The sequence below is a fragment of the Saccharopolyspora rhizosphaerae genome (assembly GCF_003931915.1).
Classification (GTDB): Bacteria; Actinomycetota; Actinomycetes; order Mycobacteriales; family Pseudonocardiaceae; genus Saccharopolyspora; species Saccharopolyspora rhizosphaerae.
Genome location: NZ_RSAA01000008.1, coordinates 15246 through 31195 on the forward strand (window position 1 = coordinate 15246; position 15950 = coordinate 31195).

General features: G+C 70.7%; 15 protein-coding genes. 9 read left to right on the top strand and 6 right to left on the bottom strand.

Going from position 1 to position 15950, the window contains the following annotated elements:
* Positions 1-87: 87 nt before the first annotated feature.
* From EIL87_RS09285 to infC, 4 genes are all read right to left on the bottom strand, one after another.
* Positions 88-927 carry a TrmH family RNA methyltransferase gene (locus tag EIL87_RS09285; protein WP_125089807.1) on the bottom strand — a complete coding sequence of 280 codons (840 nt, stop codon included), beginning with the start codon at positions 925-927 and terminating at the stop codon, positions 88-90.
* Positions 927-1295, bottom strand: coding sequence for a 50S ribosomal protein L20 (gene rplT / locus EIL87_RS09290; RefSeq protein WP_125089808.1), 369 nt, complete (start codon positions 1293-1295; stop codon positions 927-929). The genes EIL87_RS09285 and rplT overlap by 1 nt, the downstream gene beginning before the upstream one ends.
* Positions 1296-1410: 115 nt before the next feature.
* Positions 1411-1605, bottom strand: a complete 195-nt coding sequence (rpmI, locus tag EIL87_RS09295; RefSeq protein ID WP_125089809.1) for a 50S ribosomal protein L35 — start codon at positions 1603-1605, stop codon at positions 1411-1413.
* Between the two features lie 82 nt (positions 1606-1687).
* Positions 1688-2263 carry a translation initiation factor IF-3 gene (infC, locus tag EIL87_RS09300; protein WP_199740333.1) on the bottom strand — a complete coding sequence of 192 codons (576 nt, stop codon included), beginning with the start codon at positions 2261-2263 and terminating at the stop codon, positions 1688-1690.
* Between the two features lie 248 nt (positions 2264-2511).
* Here infC and EIL87_RS09305 point away from each other — a divergent pair, with 248 nt between their 5' ends.
* Positions 2512-2913: a DUF1844 domain-containing protein gene (locus EIL87_RS09305; RefSeq protein ID WP_125089811.1), complete on the top strand. Its 402-nt coding sequence runs from the start codon at positions 2512-2514 to the stop codon at positions 2911-2913.
* A 635-nt stretch (positions 2914-3548) separates the two neighbouring features.
* Here EIL87_RS09305 and EIL87_RS09310 read toward each other — a convergent pair.
* Complete coding sequence (locus tag EIL87_RS09310; protein ID WP_125089812.1) at positions 3549-4295, bottom strand: IclR family transcriptional regulator; 747 nt, start codon at positions 4293-4295, stop codon at positions 3549-3551.
* A 185-nt stretch (positions 4296-4480) separates the two neighbouring features.
* Between EIL87_RS09310 and EIL87_RS09315 the strand changes: the two genes are divergently transcribed.
* Complete coding sequence (locus tag EIL87_RS09315) at positions 4481-5716, top strand: amino acid deaminase (protein WP_233576149.1); 1236 nt, start codon at positions 4481-4483, stop codon at positions 5714-5716.
* Between the two features lie 43 nt (positions 5717-5759).
* Here EIL87_RS09315 and EIL87_RS09320 read toward each other — a convergent pair whose 3' ends face one another.
* The gene (locus EIL87_RS09320; protein ID WP_125089814.1) at positions 5760-6146 is read right to left on the bottom strand and encodes a RidA family protein; all 387 of its coding nucleotides are present in this window, start codon (positions 6144-6146) and stop codon (positions 5760-5762) included.
* 149 nt (positions 6147-6295) lie between these two features.
* Between EIL87_RS09320 and EIL87_RS09325 the strand changes: the two genes are divergently transcribed.
* The 7 genes from EIL87_RS09325 (at position 6296) to EIL87_RS09355 (ending at position 15560) form a co-directional block, all read left to right on the top strand.
* On the top strand, positions 6296-7888 hold the full coding sequence (locus EIL87_RS09325) for an N-acyl-D-amino-acid deacylase family protein (RefSeq protein ID WP_125089815.1): 1593 nt from the start codon (positions 6296-6298) through the stop codon (positions 7886-7888).
* A gap of 199 nt (positions 7889-8087) precedes the next feature.
* Positions 8088-9491: a GntP family permease gene (locus tag EIL87_RS09330; RefSeq protein ID WP_233576130.1), complete on the top strand. Its 1404-nt coding sequence runs from the start codon at positions 8088-8090 to the stop codon at positions 9489-9491.
* A gap of 312 nt (positions 9492-9803) precedes the next feature.
* Entirely contained in the window at positions 9804-11045 is a 1242-nt protein-coding gene (locus EIL87_RS09335; RefSeq protein WP_125089816.1) for a lactonase family protein, read from the top strand.
* 54 nt (positions 11046-11099) lie between these two features.
* Complete coding sequence (locus tag EIL87_RS09340) at positions 11100-12383, top strand: extracellular solute-binding protein (protein ID WP_125089817.1); 1284 nt, start codon at positions 11100-11102, stop codon at positions 12381-12383.
* Positions 12383-13261 carry a carbohydrate ABC transporter permease gene (locus tag EIL87_RS09345; protein ID WP_233576131.1) on the top strand — a complete coding sequence of 293 codons (879 nt, stop codon included), beginning with the start codon at positions 12383-12385 and terminating at the stop codon, positions 13259-13261. Before EIL87_RS09340 ends, EIL87_RS09345 begins: the two co-directional genes overlap by 1 nt.
* Positions 13258-14097, top strand: a complete 840-nt coding sequence (locus tag EIL87_RS09350) for a carbohydrate ABC transporter permease (RefSeq protein WP_125089819.1) — start codon at positions 13258-13260, stop codon at positions 14095-14097. Before EIL87_RS09345 ends, EIL87_RS09350 begins: the two co-directional genes overlap by 4 nt.
* A complete protein-coding gene (locus EIL87_RS09355) occupies positions 14094-15560 on the top strand; it encodes a beta-N-acetylhexosaminidase (RefSeq protein WP_125089820.1) in 1467 nt (488 codons plus the stop codon). Before EIL87_RS09350 ends, EIL87_RS09355 begins: the two co-directional genes overlap by 4 nt.
* Positions 15561-15950: the final 390 nt, after the last annotated feature.

Below are 15950 nucleotides of genomic sequence, written 5' to 3' on the forward strand. Positions count from 1 at the left end.
ACTCATCGGTGCGAAGCCGCAAGCTGACATGGGCAATTCTATGCGACGGCGTCCACGGCGTTTCGCGGTGATCCGCTCCGCCCGAGCTCAGCGGTGCTGGGCACGGGCGGAGGCGTAGAGGCAGACGGCGGCCGCCGTGGCCAGGTTCAGGCTCTCGGCCTGCCCGTAGAGCGGCACCCGCAGGGTGGTGTCCAACTGCGCCGTGACCTCCTCGGACAGGCCGTGCGCCTCGCTGCCGAACACCCACGCGGTGGGTTCGGCGAGCTCGCCCGCCCGGTCGGCGGTGTCGAGGTCGCCCGTGGCGTGGCCGTCCGCGCCGACCAGGCGCAACCCGGCCTCCCGGCACGCCGCCAGCGCCGCGCTGACGTCGCGGTCCCGGGCCACCGGCAGGTGGAACAGGCTGCCCGTGGAGGCGCGCACCGCCTTGCCGTTGTAGGCGTCGACGGTGTCCCCGGCGAAGAGCACCGCTCCGGCCCCGGCGGCGTCGGCGACGCGCACCACGGTCCCGGCGTTGCCCGGGTCGGCGATGCCGACCAGCACCGCGACCAGCGAGGGCCGCCCGGCGAGAGCGCTCGCCGTTTCGGTGCGGGGCAGGTCGCACACCGCGACCACGCCCTGCGGTGTGACCGTCTCCGACAGCGACGCCGCGGCCTTGTCGGTCACCTGGTGCACCGGCACGCCTGCGAGCGAGGCCCGCTCGGCGAGCTCGGCGTGCCGCGGCTGCTCGGTGACGAACAGCTCGCGCACCCGCAGCCGGTCGTCGGCGTGCGCGGTCAGCGCCTCGCCCACGGCCTGCGCGCCCTCGGCGAGGAACGCGCCGGCCTTCTCCCGGCCTGCGCGGCGGGTGAGCTTACGAGCGACCGCGACCCGGGACGATCGCTCGGTGAGCGGGGTCCCGGGTCGCGGATCGGAAGTGCGTTCGGCGATCAGGCCGCACTCTCCGGCAGGTTCTTGCGCGCCACGTCGACCAGCGCCTCGAAGGCCTGCGGGTCGTTGACGGCGAGCTCCGCCAGGATCTTGCGGTCGACCTCGACGTCAGCGGCCTTCAGGCCCTGCACGAACTTGTTGTAGCTGAGGCCGTGCTGCCGGGTCGCGGCGTTGATGCGGGTGATCCACAGCTTCCGGAACTCACCCTTGCGGGCGCGGCGGTCCCGGTAGGAGTAGGTCATCGAGTGGAGCATCTGCTCCTTGGCCTTGCGGTACAGCCGGGAGCGCTGACCGCGGTAACCACGGGCCGACTCGAGAACTGTGCGGCGCTTCTTCTGGGCGTTGACCGCCCGCTTGACGCGTGCCACGGGGTCCGTCCTGTTATCTCATCGGGGGCGGCGGGATGACCGCCCTGTGCGGGTGGCTGGATGGCTTGCGATGCCGAACTGCTGCTCCCTCACGGGCGCAGCGGGGCAGTCGGCGTCAGCGACCCAGCAGCTTGTTGATGCGCTTGACGTCGGCCTTGGCGACGGCTTCGGTGCCCTCGAGGCGACGGGTGACACGGCTGGACTTCTTCTCCAGGATGTGCCGGCGACCGGCCTGCTCGCGCCGCAGCTTGCCCTTACCGGTCACCTTGAAGCGCTTCGAGGTGCCCTTGTGGGTCTTGTTCTTCGGCATCTTCCGTCCTCTTCCGTACGGGAGCCGGGCGGGGCGACGAACGTCCCGACCCGGCCTCACATCACGAGCCCTGGCGGTTGCTTTACGCGTTGGCCTTGGGCTTGGTCTTGTTGGTCTTGTGCGGCGCTAGAACCATGATCATGTTCCGACCGTCCTGCTTCGGGTTCGCCTCGATGAACCCGAGCTCGGAAACGTCATCGGCCAGTCGCTGCAACAGGCGGAAGCCCAACTCGGGCCGCGACTGCTCGCGCCCGCGGAACATGATCGTCACCTTGACCTTGTGACCCTGACCGAGGAAGCGGGACACGTGGCCCTTCTTCGTCTCGTAGTCGTGCGGGTCGATCTTCGGCCGGAGCTTCTGCTCCTTGATGACGGTCTGCTGCTGGTTGCGACGCGATTCGCGAGCCTTCTGCGCGCTCTCGTACTTGAACTTGCCGTAGTCCATGAGCTTGCAGACCGGCGGGCGCGCCTGCGGGGCGACCTCGACAAGGTCCAGATCCGCTTCCTGGGCCAGGCGCAGGGCGTCCTCGATGCGGACGATCCCGACCTGCTCACCGTTGGGTCCGACGAGTCGGACTTCCGGAACCCGGATGCGGTCGTTGATGCGCGTGTCGGAGCTGATGGGGCCTCCTCGGTTCGATGGCTTCGTTGACTGCACACCACGGCGTGTAGAGCTCACCCCGGAATGCGAAGGTCCCGCCGATCTTCGCTCGCGCGAACACCGCGGGACCCTGACTCCAAACCGATCGAACCGGTATCAGCGATACCGTTCGCACCACCGACGCCACAGGGGACGCCGACAGGACCGGAACCCGGCGGCCTCGGCGGCTGCTCGGGTGGGAGCGGGGCTCCACTTTGCCGCCCCCGCCGCAGCGGGGGCTGGTCGTGCGTGTCAGGGTAGCAGTCGTGACCGAACCGCAGCCAACCACTCCCCCGCACACCACGACCGGTGCCAGTGAGCAGGCACACGACGCGGATGTCGACCTCAACGTACGCGACCTCTCGGATGTTCCCAGCGTCGAGGTCATCAGCCGCGCTGCGGTGATGCTGATGTCCGCGGCCGCCGAGAAGCTCGGGCTCGCCGAGGAGGAGCCGGACAACGCCCCGGTCCGCGACCTCGACGAGGCCCGCCGCCTGATCACCGCTCTGGCCGGTCTGATCACGTCGTCGGTGGAGTACCTGGGACCGCACGCCGGTCCGCTGCGCGAGGGTCTGCAGTCCCTCCAGCGCGCCTTCCGCGAGTCCTCCACCCACCCGGACCCCCCGGGCCAAGGCCCCGGCGAGAAGTACACGGGCCCGGTCCACTGACCCCACCGCCGCGCGAGCGGGAGCGACGTCCGTCGACTCCCGCCCCGGCGGGCCTGACGCCTTTCCCACGGGGAGGGACGTCCGCGGTACCCCGCAGAAGCCGTGCTCGGCGAGCAGGCCCAGGCGGCCTTCCCTCCAGCTCAGGCGGAGCGGAATCTTCCGCCCGCAGGAGGCACCAGCGACTCCCACTCCACTCCCGCAGGGGCTCGTCCCACAGCAGCACCCCGGGGCGCACCAGCAGCAGCGCGGCCAGCGGTTCCCCGAGGCGCGGGCGGCGCGCAGGGCGGCGAGGGGGAACACGAACCGGCCTCCCGCGCGGGGCGCCAGCTGCCCCCGCGGCGTCGAGGACCCACCCCTGCGGACCCCTGCAAACGGTCACGTGATCACTGCCGCCGGCGGCCTGAGACCACCCCGGAGCCGCGCGGGCACGCGTCGTCCTCTCACCCCTCGCACCCGACACACCGGGCATCCCGACCGTCCGGCGCGTCTTCCCTGGCCGGGGAGATGGCGTTCGAACTTCGCGCGAGGTTCGACCCCGACGTTCCGGCTTCCGAACTTCCCGCGAAGTTCATGGCCGACGTTCCGGCTTCGAACTCCTCGCGGAATTTGATCTAAGCGGGAGGGCTGCGGGGCGGTCAGGACTGGCGTTGGCCCAGTTCTCGGGAGATGTGCTCGGCCGTGCGGCGGAGGTCCGGGAGCCAGGACAGGAGGTCCTCGAGGGAGAGGAGGACCTTGGGCACGGAGAGGGACATCGCGGCGACCGCCTCGCCGCGGTGGTTCTGCACGGGGGCGGCGATGCAGTGGGTGAACTCCTCGTGCTCGCTGCGGTCCACCGCGTACCCCTGGGCGCGGACGCGGTCGAGCTCGGTGAGGTAGCGGCCGGGCGAGTCGATCGTGTTCGGCGTGAGCTTGGGGTACGAGATCCGGTGGGCCAGGCGCTCGCGCTTCTGCTGCAACAGGTCTGCCACCAGCACCTTCCCCACCGCTGTGCAGTGCAGCGGAGCGCGGCGCCCGATGCGCGAGTACATCCGCACCGGGTGGATGCTGTCGACCTTGTCGATGTAGACGACTTGGTCCTCGTCGAGGGTCGCCAGGTGGACCGTGTGCCCGCTGCGCTCCCCCAGCCCGTTCAGGAACGGGCGGGCGACCTCGCGCACGTCGAGGTCGTCGAGCGCCTGGTGGGCCAGCGCGAACACCGCGCTGCCGAGGCGGTAGCGGTGCGCGTCCTCGCGGCGGACGAAGCGGCCGGACTCCAGCGTGCGCAGCAGCCGCATCGCGGTCGTCTTGTGCACGCCCAGGCGGTGCGCGAGCCCGTCGAGCGTCTGCGGGCCTTCGGCCAGCGCGGTGAGCGCGGCCAGTCCGCGTTCCAGGCTCTGACTCACCAGCGTCTCCATTCCCTCGTTGACTCGACGGAGCGCGCAATGCTACACACCGGTGTCGTTCGTTGCGCAACATCCATTGCACCATGTGCAATGCAGTCCACAGGAGGCAGGGCGTGCCCGAGGGCATCAACACCGGAACGGTCCGCGCGCTGCGCGACGAGACCATCGACTGGCGGTTCAAGGGCATGCCCGCGAACGCGTTCGGCACGACGGCGGGCGAGTTCCTCGCGCAGCGGCCGCAGCTGTTCGAAGCCGGGTTCGTCGGCCCGCTGCTGACCCTCGACACCGCGGCGGTGGAGCACAACCTGCGCACGATGGCGGCTTGGTGCGACGAGCACGGGCTGAAGCTCGCACCGCACGGCAAGACGACGATGGCGCCGCAGCTGTTCCAGCGGCAGCTGGAGCACGGCGCGTGGGGCATCACCGCCGCGACCACCAGCCAGCTGCGGGTGTACCGGGCCTTCGGCGTGCAGCGGATCCTGTTCGCCAACGAGCTGGTGGACCCGCAGGGCCTGGCTTGGCTGTCCCGTGAGCTCGACGCGGACCCCGACTTCTCCTTCTGCTGCTACGCCGATTCGCTGCGCGGTGTGGAGCTGATGGCCGCCGCGCTGACCGAGCACGGCGGGACGCGGCAGGTGGACGTGCTGGTGGAGTTCGGCGTCGCCGGTGGGAGGACCGGGGCGCGCACGGTGTCGCAGGCGCGCGCGGTCGCCGCAGCGGTGGCCGCCGAGCCGCGGCTCCGGCTGGTCGGCGTGTCGGGTTACGAGGGCGAGGTCGCGCACGACGTCGAGACCTCGTCGCTGTCGGCGATCGACGGCTACCTCGACGAGTTCCGGGCTCTGGTGGTGGAGTTCGGCGAAGCCGGCTACTTCGACCAGCTCGACGAGGTCATCGTCAGCGCGGGCGGCAGCGCCTACTTCGACCAGGTCGCCGAGGCGCTGACCCGGCCGTGGCCGGAAGGCCTGCCCGTGGTGCCGGTGCTGCGCAGCGGCGGGTACCTGCTGCACGACGACGGTTTCTACCGCGTCCGCTCGCCGTTCGGCCGGGAGCACCGGCTGGCGGGCGCGGAATCGCCGTTCCGGCCGGCGATGCGGATCTGGGCGCAGGTGATGTCGCAGCCCGAAGCGGACCTGGCGCTGCTGACGATGGGGCGCCGCGACGTGTCGTTCGACCAGGGATTGCCGGAGCCCCAGGTGGTTCGGGGCTCCGACGGCGAGATCCGGACGCTGGTCGCGGATTCCTGCCACGTGTCGGGGCTGGCCGACCAGCACGCGTTCCTCACGCTCACCGGAGCGGACGTGCGCGTCGGCGACTGGGTCGGCTTCGGGCTGTCCCACCCGTGCACGGTGCTGGACAAGTGGACCCTCATCCCGGTGGTCGAGGGCGATGAGGTCGTCGACCTCGTCCGCACCTACTTCTGAGGTGCGGGTGGGAGTTCCCGCCGGAACTCCCACCCGCGCGCGCTCAGTCCAGGACGGCGAGGGCGTCGATCTCGCAGAGGAGACCGGCCGGCAGTCCGACGTAGACGGTCGTGCGGGCCGGGAACGGCTCGCCGACGACTCGTGCGTAGACCTCGTTCATCTCGGCGAACTGCGAGGTGTCGGTGAGGTAGACGCGCAGCATCAGCACGTCTTCCAGCGATCCGCCCTCGGATTCGATGATCGCGATGACGTTGCGCAGGCACTGCTCGGTCTGCTCGGCGACACCGCCCTCGACGACCTTCCCGGTCGCCGGGTCGACCGCCGTCTGGCCGGAGACCTGCAGGATGTTGCCCTTGCGCACGCCCTGCGACAGCGGGATGTGCGCAGGCGGCTTCGGAGCGGCGTCGGTGCTGACCACGGTCCTGCTCATGTCGGTGTCCTCTCGAAGGTTTTTTGCGTTCGTAGAGCGGAAAATCAGCGGAAGCCGACCTCCATTGCGTTCATCGGGAATGGTACATACCATTCGGCCACCCGGTGCAGACCAAATGCCCGGCATGTGACCGGAGGAACAGATCCACAGTGGACTTAATCTTTCGCGGCGCGCAGGTCGTCGATGGTGACGGCGGGCCGGGTTACCGCGCCGACGTCGGTGTCTCCGAGGGCCGCATCGCCGAGATCGCCGACGCGGGAACGCTGAGCGGCCGCCGACGCATCGACGCCGACGGGCTCGTGCTGGCGCCGGGGTTCGTGGACATGCACGCGCACTCGGACCTGCGGCTGCTGACCGAACCGGACCACACCGCCAAGGTCTCGCAAGGCGTGACGCTGGAGGTCATCGGTCAGGACGGGCTCTCCTACGCCCCCGTCGACGACTCCACCTTGGGCACGCTGCGCACCCAGCTGGCGGGGTGGAACGACGATCCGGCGGGTTTCGACTGGAACTGGCGCAGCGTCTCCGAGTACCTCGACCGGCTCGACACCGGCATCGCCACCAACGCCGCCTACCTCGTTCCGCAGGGCACGCTGCGGCTGCTGTGCGCGGGTTACGAGGACCGGCCGGTGACCGAGGCCGAGCTCGACCGGATGCGGGAGGTCCTGGCCGATTCCCTCGCGCAAGGCGCGTTCGGGATGTCGTCCGGGCTGACCTACACGCCCGGGATGTACGCCGACACGGCGGAGCTGACCGCGCTGTGCGAGGTGGTGGCCGCGCACGGCGGCTTCTACAGCCCGCACCACCGCAGCTACGGAGCCGGGGCCTTGGCCGCCTACGAGGAGATGATCGAGGTCTGCCGCGCCTCCGGCTGCTCGCTGCACCTGGCGCACGCGACGATGAACTTCGGCGTGAACGCCGGGCGCGCCGGCGACCTGCTGTCGATGCTCGACGCTGCGCTCGACGACGGGTGCGACATCACCCTCGACAGCTACCCGTACCTCCCCGGCAGCACCTCGCTGCACGCGCTGCTGCCGAGCTGGGCGATGGCCGGCGGGGTCGCCGCGACCCTGGAGCGGCTGCGAGACCCTGCCCAACGCAGGCGGATTCGCGAGGTGCTGGAGGTCGAGGGCTCCGACGGCTGCCACGGCGTTCCCGTCGACTGGAGCACCATCGAGGTCAACGGCGTGCGCGAGGCCGACCACGCCCACCTCGTGGGCCGCAGCATCGCCGAATCCGCGCGAGCTGCAGGAGCGGAGCCCACCGAGTTCTACTTCGACGTGCTGATCGGTGAGCAGCTCGGTGCCTCCTGCCTGATGCACGTCGGCCACGAGGACAACGTGCGGGCCATCATGCGCCACCGCACCCACACGGCGGGCAGCGACGGACTGCTGGTCGGCGCGCGCCCGCACCCCCGCGCGTGGGGCACCTTCCCGCGCTACCTGGGGCACTACGTCCGGGAACTCGGCGTGCTGGGGCTCGAGGAGTGCGTGCGGAACATGACCTCCCGCCCCGCCGACAGGCTCGGGCTCACCGACCGCGGACGCGTCCGGGAAGGCCACGTGGCCGACCTGGTCCTGTTCGAGCCCGAGACCGTCCGCGACACCGCCACCTTCGACGAGCCCCGGCAGCAAGCCGTGGGCATCCCCCACGTCTCGGTGAACGGGGTGTCTGTCATCGAGGACGGGCGCCGCACAGACGCGCTGCCCGGCCGCGCCCTGCGCAGGAGCCGAAACCAGTAGCGGAACCCCGGCGGAGCCGCTGTTCCAGGTGCGGGCCTCGCCCGGCACCGCGGCACGCCCCTGAGCGGCGTCGCACCGAGCACGCCGCGACGCCGCGCGGTCGCGCCTCAGGACCGGCGCGCAGAGCAACTGCGCTCCCCGGTTCCTGCTACCCGCACCGCCACGCAAACCCATCCTGCAAGAGTTCAAAGGAGATCTCGTGTTCCTGGACTGGTTGCAGCACGAGACGTCCGGGCTGCTCACGTTGTGCGCAGCCGGGATCGCGGTGCTGCTGCTGATGATCATCCGCTTCCGCATCGAACCGTTCATCGCGTTGCTGGTGAGCGGTCTGCTCATCGCCCTGGCGGCCGGGCTGCCCGTCGAGGACATCGTCGGTACTGCGCAGAAGAGCAGCAATTCGCTGCTGGAGGGCGGGTTCGCAAGCATCCTCGGGCACATCACCGCCATCATCGGCCTCGGCACGATCCTCGGCTCGATGCTGGAAGTCTCCGGCGGTGCGCAGATGCTGACCCGCAAGCTGCTCACGGCCTTCGGGGAGAACCGCGCTCCGCTGGCGATGGGCCTGTCCGGGCTGATCTTCGGCATCCCGGTGTTCTTCGACATCGGCATCTTCGTGCTCGCACCGCTGGTGTACGTCGTTGCCCGGGAGGGCAAGCGGTCGATCCTGCTCTACTGCTTGCCGCTGGTCGCAGCGCTGTCCATGACGCACGCGTTCCTGCCCCCGCACCCCGGGCCGGTGGTCGCCGCGGGCCTGCTCGGCGTCGACCTCGGCTGGATCATCCTGATGGGGCTGGTCTGCGGCATCCCGGCCTTCGCCGTGGCCGGACTGCTGTACCCGGTGTGGATCGGCAAGCGGATCAACCTGCCCGTGCCCGCCGACGTGCTGTCCGCCGCGGACGAGCTCGCCGCCCAGCGCGCGGATCAGCGAGACCCCTCGCTGGCCGTGGTGGCGCTGATCATCGGACTGCCGATGGTGCTGATCCTCGGGGGTACCTTCGGCAGCATCACCCTGGCGGAAGGCAGCGCTGCCCTGTCGGTGCTGACGTTCTTCGGCAACCCGACGGTCGCGCTGACGATCGCCGTGCTGCTCTCGTTCTGGCTGCTGGGAACCCGGCGCGGGATGACCACGCGGGACCTGTCCGAGCTGACCAGCGCGGCGCTGCGCCCGCTGGGCATGCTGCTGCTCGTGGTGGGCGCCGGTGGGTTCTTCGGCAAGGTGCTCGCCGAGACCGGGGTCGGCGACGCGCTCGCCGGTTCGCTGCAGGACGTGGGGTTGCCGCTGATCGTGTCGGCGTACGTGATCAGCAGCGGTCTGCGGATCGCTCAGGGGTCGGCGACGGTCGCGATCGTGACGACCGGAGGGATCGTGGCCCCGCTCGTGGCGGCGGCGGGCCTGTCCCAGCCGCAGCTCGCGCTGGTGGCCGTGGCGATCGCTGCCGGGTCGATCACCGCTTCGCACGTCAACGACGGCGGCTTCTGGATCATCTCGCGGTACTTCGGGATCCCCGTGAAGGACATGCTCAAGAGCTGGACCGTGCTGGAGACGGTGATGTCGCTGGTGGCCTTCGGGGTGGCCGTGGGCGTCTCGCTGGTGGTGCCGTAGGCGCTGGCCCGGCTCTCCACACCGCGCAGGCCCGTCTGAACTTCGCGCGGACCCCGACGTGGGGAGGCGGCCAACAGCCGCGGGCGCTCCAGAGGTGCCGTGGTGAGCACGCCGGGGCGCCGCGCAGCGGCCTGCCGCAGGAGCAGCCCTCCACGGAGCGGCTGCGCTCTCCTCCTCGCAGGTTCCTGCCCAGGACTGGCCGCTGCGCGGTCCCCCCTTTGGACGGGGCGGGATTGCGCCGTTGTGGTCTAGTCCACTCGCTGCTCGCTGCGGCAGACTTCTGCTCCTCTGCCGTCGAGCTGGGAGAACGTCGTGGCTGGTTCGTTCCCGCGTCGGGGTTTCTTGAGCGCTCTGGGAGCGCTGGGGGTCGCGGGGTCCTCGGCCGGCTGCGCCACCGCTACCGGGCGGCCGGCCGCGGCCGGAGACCACCAGGTGCACCAGGGGCTGATGACCTTCATCGGCAGCTACACCAGTTCCCAGCCCGCCGGGCGGGGTGTGGACGTCGCGGTGCGCGACGCGAGCGGCGCGCTCACGCCGACCGCAACGCTGCCCGTCCCTGACGCCTCCTTCTTCGCCTGGTCGCCCGACCACCAGTTCCTGCACGTGACGAACGAGCAGCCGCAGGGGTCGATCACCGCGATCGACGTGAGCGGGCACGAGCCGCGCGTGATCGGCACCGTGCCCAGCGGAGGTGATTCGCCCACCCACCTGTCAGTGCACCCGAGCGGGGAGTTCCTGCTCACCGCGCACTACGGGGACGGCACCGTGGCCGCGCACCAGCGCAACCCGGACGGGAGCATCGGCGAGCGGACCGCGCTCGTCCAGCACCCCGGAGCCGAGCCGCACGCGCACCAGGTGGTCGTCGACCCCAGCGGGAGGTGGGTCGTGGCGGTCGACCTCGGCGCCGACTCGGTGTTCGTGCACGCCTTCGACGGTGGCCCACTCACCCAGCACCAGCGGCTCACGCTCCCCACGGGCACCGGCCCGCGGCACCTGGTCTTCGAGGGCACCACCGCCTACCTGCTGGCGGAGCTGAACTCGACGATCACGGTGCTGGCCTGGGACCCCGATGCCGGGAACCTCACCGCCGGGCAGGTCATCAGCAGCCGCGCACCTGAGGCGACCGGGGAGAACTTCCCCGCCGAGATCGCGGTCTCGCGGGACGGGAAGTTCGTCCACGCCTCCAACCGGGGTGACGACACCATCACCACCTTCGCCGTGGAGGACGGCGCGCTGGGGTTCCAGGCCGCCACCTCGAGCGGTGGGACCTGGCCCCGGCACTTCGCGCTGGACCCCGAGGAGACGTCGCTGTTCGTGGCCAACCAGCACTCGGGCACCGTCACGCGCTTGGCGCGCGACCCGGGACACCGGCGCGCTCACACCCACCCCCGACCGCTTCGACTGCCCCTCCGCCGCGGCGATCACCTTCCACGGTTGAACCGTCCACACCAGAGCGTTCACCGTTCCGCCCGTGCCAACCGGCAATTTTCACAGGACGCACCCCAGGCCGGAGAGCTGGTCCAGACCTTGATCCGGCCAGGTGCAGGTCCCTAGCATCCGCTTTCCCGGTACACCGAGCTCGACCGAACAGCACAACGGAGACCAGTCATGCGCGCAGCCAGAGCCGTCCTCGTCGCCGCCGTCGCTGCGTTGCTCGCGGCCTGCGGGCCACCGCAGGTCCAGCAGACGGGACCGGCGGTGGACGAGCGGACCGGCACCCTGCGGGTGTGGCTGTTCGACGAGGCCAACCGGGCGCCCAAGCAGGCCACTGTGGACGAAGCCGTGGCGCGCTTCGAACGCGACCACCCCGGTGTCGAGGTCGACGTGCAGTACATCGCGGTGGAGACGCGGTCCGAGCGCTTCACCGGCGCGTTCAACGACCCGGCCAGCGCACCGGACGTCGCCGAGGTCGGCAACACCGACCTCGCGGGGTACGTCGCAGCGGGTGGCCTCCGCGACCTGACCGAGGAACTGCCGCGGTGGCCCGAATCCGCCGACCTCGCCCCGTCCGCGCTGGACACCGCGCGGGTGGCAGGCGAGGTCTTCGGCGTGCCCTGGTACACCGGGGTCCGCGCGCTGTACTACCGCACCGACGTCTTCGACGAACTCGGGCTGCAGCCGCCGCGCACCACCGGCGAGCTGCTGGCCACCGCGCGGCGCATCCGCGAGCAGCGTCCCGACCTCTACGGCATCGCCACCGGCGGCAAGTACCACTACGCGCTGATGCCCTTCATCTGGGCCGCGGGCGGGGACCTGGCACGCCAGGAGGGGCAGCGCTGGGTGTCCACACTCGACAGCCCCGAGGCCCAGCGTGGCATCGAGGCCTACGCCGACCTGATCGCCGGCGGCGCCTGCCCGCCCGAGCAGTGCGCCGACATGACCGGAAGCCAGAGCGTGCAGGCCTTCGCCTCCGGCAAGGCCGCGATGACCATCGGCGGGGACTTCAACCGCAAGGCCGTCGAGGCGGGCGTGGCGGGCAAGTACGCGGTGGTGCCGCTGCCCGGAGAGCAGCCCGGGTCGACCGCACCGGCCTTCGCGGGCGGGAACCTGCTGTCGGTGCTCAACTCCTCGCAGCGCTCGACGCTGGCGCGGGAGTTCGTCCAGCTGCTGGCGGGCAAGGAGTACCAGCGCAAGATGTACGACGCGATGGGAAACCTGCCCACGTTCCTCGACGTCCAGGGCGAGGTGGCCGAGAGCGACCCGGCCGCCGCGCCGTTCGTGAGGACCTTGCGCGGCGGAACGCACTTCGTGCCCGCCACCGCGGCGTGGTCGGAGATCGACGCGCAGGGCGTCCTGCCGACCATGGTGCAGCAGGTGATCGGCGGAACGCCGGTCGACGAGGCCGCCCGGCGAGCGGCTGAGCAGATGAACGCCGCCTTCGAAGGCCGATGATGGCGCTGCTCCACCTCGCGCCGGCGGCGCTGCTGCTCGTCGCCATGATGTGCTACCCGCTCTACCAGCTGGTGCAGATCTCGCTGTACGAGTACGGGCAAGCCCAGGCCTCCGGTGGGGCGCCGCTGGAGTTCCTGGGCGCGGGCAACTACCGGGCGCTGTTCGGCGACGCGGAGTTCTGGACGGTCCTGCTGCAGACCTGCGCCTTCGCTGCGGTCTGCGTGCTCGGCAGCCTCGCGGTGGGCATCGGACTTGCCGTGCTCGCGACGAAGATCGCGCCGCTGCCCCGGATCCTGCTGTTCCTGGCCGCCATCGGAGCTTGGGCCACGCCGGCCGTGGCCGGGTCGACGGTGTGGCTGTTCCTGTTCGACCAGGACTTCGGACTGGTCAACGAGGTGCTGACCGGGATCGGGATCAGCGGTGCCGAAGAGTTCTCCTGGACCTACGACAAGTACCTCGCCTTCGGCCTGGTGGCCGCCGAGGTGATCTGGTGCTCGTTCCCGTTCGTGCTGGTGACCACCTACGCGGGACTCACCGGGATCCCGGGCGAGGTGGTGGAGGCCGCCGCGCTGGACGGCGCTTCGGCCTGGCGGACCGCGCGCAGCGTCCTGCTGCCGATGTTGCGGCCGGTGCTCGTCATCGCCACCATCCAGTCGATCATCTGGGACTTCAAGGTGTTCACGCAGATCTACGTGATGACCAACGGCGGCGGGATCGCCGGGCAGAACATGGTGCTCAACGTCTACGCGTACCAGGAGGCCTTCGCCGCGTCGAACTACGGGACGGGCTCGGCGATCGGCGTGGTGATGACCGCCCTGCTGCTGGTGATCACGCTGCTCTACCTGCGCGCGCAGCGCGGGAACGAGGTCCTGGCATGAGGAGGTCCCGCGCGCTGGCCAACACCGCCGCGGTCGTGATCGCGGCGCTGGTGGCGTTCCCGCTGTACTGGATGGTGCTGTCAGCGTTCAAACCGGAAGCCGAGCTGCAGTCCACCGACCCGCGGCCCTGGACCACCGCACCCACCCTCGACGGGTTCCGCCGGGTGCTCACCGTCGACGGGCTCGGCGGCTACTTCCTCAACAGCCTCCTCGTGGCGGGCGCGGTGGTGCTGCTCTCACTGCTGTTGTCGTTCCTGGCGGCGGTGGCGCTCACCCGGTTCCGGATCAGGGGTCGCGCGGTGCTGCTGGTGATGTTGCTGGTCGCGCAGATGGTCCCGGTGGAGGCGCTGACGATCCCGCTGTTCTTCCTGATGCGCCACGTGGGTTCGGCCGTGCCGGTGTTCGGCCTCAACCACCTCGGCTCGCTCGTGCTGGTGCACCTGGCCTTCAGCCTGCCGCTGTCGATCTGGATGCTGCGCGGTTTCGTCGCCGCCGTGCCGGTGGAGCTGGAGGAGGCGGCCACACTGGACGGTGCCGGCCGCGCCCGGTTCGTCTGGCAGGTGCTGTTCCCCCTGGTGGCACCGGGGCTCGTCGCCACCAGCGTGCTGTCGTTCATCCACGCCTGGAACGACTTCCTGTTCGCGAAGACCTTCATCATCTCCGCCACCGAGAACCAAACGCTGCCGATGGCGATCCTGGTCTTCTTCAGCCCTGAGGGAGACGACTGGGGTGCGATCATGGCAGGCTCGACCTTGATGACCATCCCGGTGTTGATCTTCTTCGTGCTCGTCCAGCGGAACCTGGTGTCGGAACTGTCCGGCGCGGTGAAGGGATGAGCTTCCACTCGCTGCTGCCGCGCCCGCGGCGCGTCGAGCACGCTCCCGGCCAGCTGACGCTGGACATCCGCACCAGCGTCGGCGGGGAACCGAGCGTCGCCCGCTGGTTCCGCAGGCACGTCGGTGCCGCGACGGGACTCCCGCTGCCGCTGGCGGCCAAGCCGACCATCGAGTTCCGGATCGACCACGGCGTGAACGGGCACCGCGTGGAGATCGGTCCCGAGCACGTGCTGGTGACCGCGCAGCACACCGCCGCAGCGCACCACGCGGCGCAGACGCTGCGCCAGCTGCTGCCGCCGGACGCCTTCCGCCGCGCTCCCGTCCGCGACGAGCCGCTGTCGCTGCCGTGCGGGGTGGTCGAGGACCACCCGCGGTTCGGATGGCGCGGCTGCCACCTCGACGTGGCTCGGCACTTCTTGCCCAAGCGGGACGTGCTGCGGTTCGTCGAGCTGCTGGCGATGCACAAGCTCAACGTGCTGCACCTGCACCTCACCGACGACCAGGGCTGGCGCGTCGAGGTCCCGCAGTACCCGGAGCTGACCCGCATCGGCTCCTGGCGTGCGCGCTCCGAGGTCGGCCGGGCCGAGGTGCCGGAGCACGACCAGCAACCGCACGGCGGCTACTACACGACCGAGGACCTGCAGGAGATCGTGGCCTACGCCGCCGAGCACCACGTCACCGTCGTGCCGGAGATCGACGTGCCGGGCCACAGCCAAGCCGCCATCGCCGCTTACCCCGAGCTGGGCACGGGTGATCCCGTGCCGGTGTGGGACTCCTGGGGCGTCAGCGACCGGATCCTCGCTCCTCGGCGGGCGACGGTGGACTTCTTCCACGACGTGCTCGACCACGTGATGGCGATCTTCCCCTCCCCGGTGATCTGCCTCGGCGGCGACGAAGTTCCCGGCGCCACACCGGCGCATGGCGCGCTGCTGCGACGGCTGGTCGAGCACGTGCACGCCCGAGGCCGGCGCACCTCGGCGTGGGACGACGCGGTGCAGCTGACCACGCTGCCGCAGGGGACCATCGTGCTGGCGTGGCAGGACCCGCAGGCGATCGCCCGCGCGGCCGAAGCGGGCAACGACGTGCTGCTGTGCCCGGAGACGCACTTCTACCTCGACCACCGCCAGTCCGACCACCCCGACGAACCGGTCCCGGTCGGCCACCTCAACACGCTGGAGAACGTCTACGACTACGCACCGCCGACCGAACGGGTGCTGGGCCTGCAAGCACACTTGTGGACCGAGCACCTCGACTCCGCCGCCCGCGTCGACTACGCGGCGTTCCCCCGCCTGTGCGCGTTCGCCGAGGTGGCGTGGAGCGCCGAACGCGACCCCGCGGAGTTCCAGCACCGGTTGGTGCACCACCACCTGCCCCGCCTGGACGCCTACGGCGTCGAGTACCGCCCGCTGGACGGCCCCTACCCGTGGCAGCTGCGCCCAGGTGTCGCGGGCAGGCCCCGCTGATCCGTTCCGGCGACACCCGCTCCGCCACCCTGTGATCCCGGTACCGTCGTCCCGGTGGTGTGAAGGGTCGAGAAGCTGTGCCGGAACCCCGGCGAAGCAGGGGCGTCCTCGCCAGCGGTAGCTGTCGGACGTGCAACAGCGCTGGTCGCGGCATCGCAAGCTCGAACGGCTCAACCAGCCCGTCGCTCGCCACTGCTAGGCGACGCCACCACCGCGGTGGCACTGGTGCGCAGCGGCCTGGTGGCGCGCCAGGCCTGCGCTCTCGGGCACGACGACACCGCCAAGGCACTGATCAGAGCGCCGAGAGCCACCTCGGCCTCATCGGTGCGCTCGGGCCCTCACCTCTCGCGCGAATGTCGACCGAGACCTTGAAACGTCGAGATCTCGCGC